This is a genomic window from Streptomyces sp. AcH 505, from assembly GCF_000818175.1.
GTDB lineage: Bacteria > Actinomycetota > Actinomycetes > Streptomycetales > Streptomycetaceae > Streptomyces.
Genome location: NZ_JTIY01000001.1, coordinates 3,332,964 through 3,335,484 on the forward strand (window position 1 = coordinate 3,332,964; position 2,521 = coordinate 3,335,484).

Below are 2,521 nucleotides of genomic sequence, written 5' to 3' on the forward strand. Positions count from 1 at the left end.
GACCGCTCGGCGCTGCCGGTGCCGCCCCAGCCGGACCGCAACGCGACGTCGGTCGACCCGGCGGCGCTGCCCGGCAACGGGTCGCGGGTGGTCGCGCGGCCGACGGGCGAGCGGGCGGGCGACGGTTCCGCCGACGACTCCGTGCGCGATGCTGTAGGTGAACGTGACACTGCACGCCGGGCATCGGAGCGGGAGGACACGACTCGTGGGCGCTGACCGCCGCCGGGGAGGCACAAGGGGCGTGCCGCGCCTGCCGGTTCTGCTGGCGGCGGTGTCCCTGACACTGGCCGGCTGCGCCACGATCCCGCACAGCGGTGACGTGGAGCCGGTCACGCAGTCCCCGCACGGGGAGTCCCAGGTGCGGGTGTACGCGGTGCCGCCCAAGGAGAAGGCGGGTCCCGACGAGATCGTGGACGGCTTCCTGGAGGCGATGACGAGTGACGACCCCGACTTCGCGATGGCCAGGAAGTATCTGACGAAGCAGGCGTCGAAGGACTGGCGTCCCGAGGACAGCACGACCGTGCTGCAGGACGCACCCGACCGCGCGGACGCGGACGGGACGGGGCAGGGCGGTGGTTCGGGGCTGAAGTACCCGCTGTACGGCGAGCGGATCGCCGAGGTGGACTCCGCGCACTCGTACCAGCCGGTCACACCGACCTCGTACAAGGGCACCATCCATCTCGTGCAGCAGAAGACGGGCGACACCAAGGAGTGGCGCATCGACCAACTGCCGCCGGGGCTGGTGCTCGGTGAGTACGACTTCCAGCGCAACTACCGCTCCGTGGACAAGTACTACTTCGCCTCCGGCCGTAAGCAGCTGGTCGCCGATCCGGTCTACATCCGGCAGCGGATAGATCCCACGACCCGGATGGACCCGTTCACGCAGGCGGTCAAGTCGCTGCTCGACGGGCCGACGAACTGGCTGAAGCCGGTGGTCGATTCGCCGTTCCCGACGGGTACGCAGCTGGCGCGCGGCACCAGATCGCTGGAGTTCGACGACCGGAACGCGCTGAAGGTGCCGCTCAACGAGAACGCGGCGAAGGCGGGCCGGGCGCAGTGCCGGAAGATGGCGGCGCAACTGTTCTTCACCTTGCGGGACCTGACGTCGACCCGGGTCGGGCAGATCGAACTGCTCGCGGGCGGTTCGTCGTTGTGCGTGCTGAGCGAGGACCAGGCCGCGGAGTTCGCGCCCGACCAGGGCACGGGCGGCGAGGACCCGTACTTCGTCAACGCCCAGGGGCGGTTGGCGCAGCTGAAGATCGACGGTTCCGACCCGGTCGTCCCCGACCCGGTGGCCGGGCCGTTCGGTGACGGCAGGACGAAGCTGGACACGGTCGCCGTCGCACGCGACGAGCGGCGCGCCGCCGGGGTGGGCGGCGGCGGCAAATCGCTGTACGTGACGTCGATCGTCAACGACGGCGATCCGGTGGAGCCGCTGCTGAGCAGCGCGGCCAAGCAGCCCAAGGACCGGCTCTCCGCGCCGAGCTGGGACGGCGGCGGTGACCTGTGGGTCGCCGACCGGGATCCCGCGAAACCGCGGCTGCTGCGGTTCGCCGGGGGCGTGGCACCGCCGAAGGAGGTCCCGGTCGACGGGCTCGACGGGCGGCGGATCGAGGCGCTGCGGGTGTCGGCCGACGGGGTGCGGATTGCGCTGCTGCTGACGCAGGAGGGCCGGACGAGCCTGGAGATCGGCCGGGTGGAGCGGCACGGCTCGGGCGCGGACGAGACGGTGTCCGTGGTGGAACTGCAGTCCGCGGCGCCGCAGATGGAGACGGTGACCGCGGTGTCCTGGGCAGGCCCCAGCCGGCTGGTCGTCGTCGGCAAGGAGTCCGGCGGTGTGCAGCAGGTGCGTTACATGCAGACCGACGGGTCGACGTCGGCGGCCGGGGTGCTGCCGGGGCTGAACCAGGTGACGGCCATCGCCGCCGCCGACAACGACGAGCAGCCGGTGATGGCCGACTCGCAGGACGCGGGGATCGTCCAGCTGCCGTCGGGCGCCAATTGGCAGACCATGGTGGAGACGGGCTCCTCGCCTGTCTATCCCGGGTGAGCCGGGCTGTTCACGGGGTCGTCGAGAGGGTTGTCCACAGGGCTGGCCGGATCCTCCCGGGGTTGGCACAGTGAATGCCATGCGGGGCTGGTGGCGAGAGATCAGCGGTCTGGTGCTCCCGGTCGCCTGTGGGGGCTGCGGCAGTCCCCGGACGGCGCTGTGCGAGGACTGCGGCCGGGCGCTGTACGGGATGTGGCCGTGCCGGGTGCGGCCGGTGCCGGAGCCGGCCGGGCTGCCGGCGGTCCACGCAGCGGCGCCGTACGAGGACGCGGTACGGGCGGTGCTGCTCGCGCACAAGGAGCGCGGCGCGCTCGGCCTCGCGGGGCCGCTGGGCAGGGCTCTGGCCGGGGCCGTGGAGGCCGCTGTGCCGCCGGGTACGGGCGTGGGGCCGCTGCTGCTGGTCCCGATGCCTTCGACGCGGCGCGCGGTGGCGGCGCGCGGGCATGACGCGGCGCGCCGGATCGCGCTGGC

Annotated in this window: 2 protein-coding genes and 1 pseudogene; all 3 read left to right on the top strand. The window is 72.6% G+C overall.

Annotated features, from left to right (window positions below; translation table 11 throughout):
* A partial coding sequence (locus HY68_RS45155) for a hypothetical protein (protein ID WP_041989076.1) occupies positions 1 to 216 on the top strand: 216 nt, incomplete at its 5' end.
* 25 nt (positions 217 to 241) lie between these two features.
* Positions 242 to 2,050 carry an LpqB family beta-propeller domain-containing protein gene (locus HY68_RS15230; RefSeq protein WP_241778582.1) on the top strand — a complete coding sequence of 603 codons (1,809 nt, stop codon included), beginning with the start codon at positions 242 to 244 and terminating at the stop codon, positions 2,048 to 2,050.
* Positions 2,051 to 2,129: 79 nt separating this feature from the next.
* Positions 2,130 to 2,521: pseudogene (locus HY68_RS45160) on the top strand (ComF family protein); the annotation flags it as partial.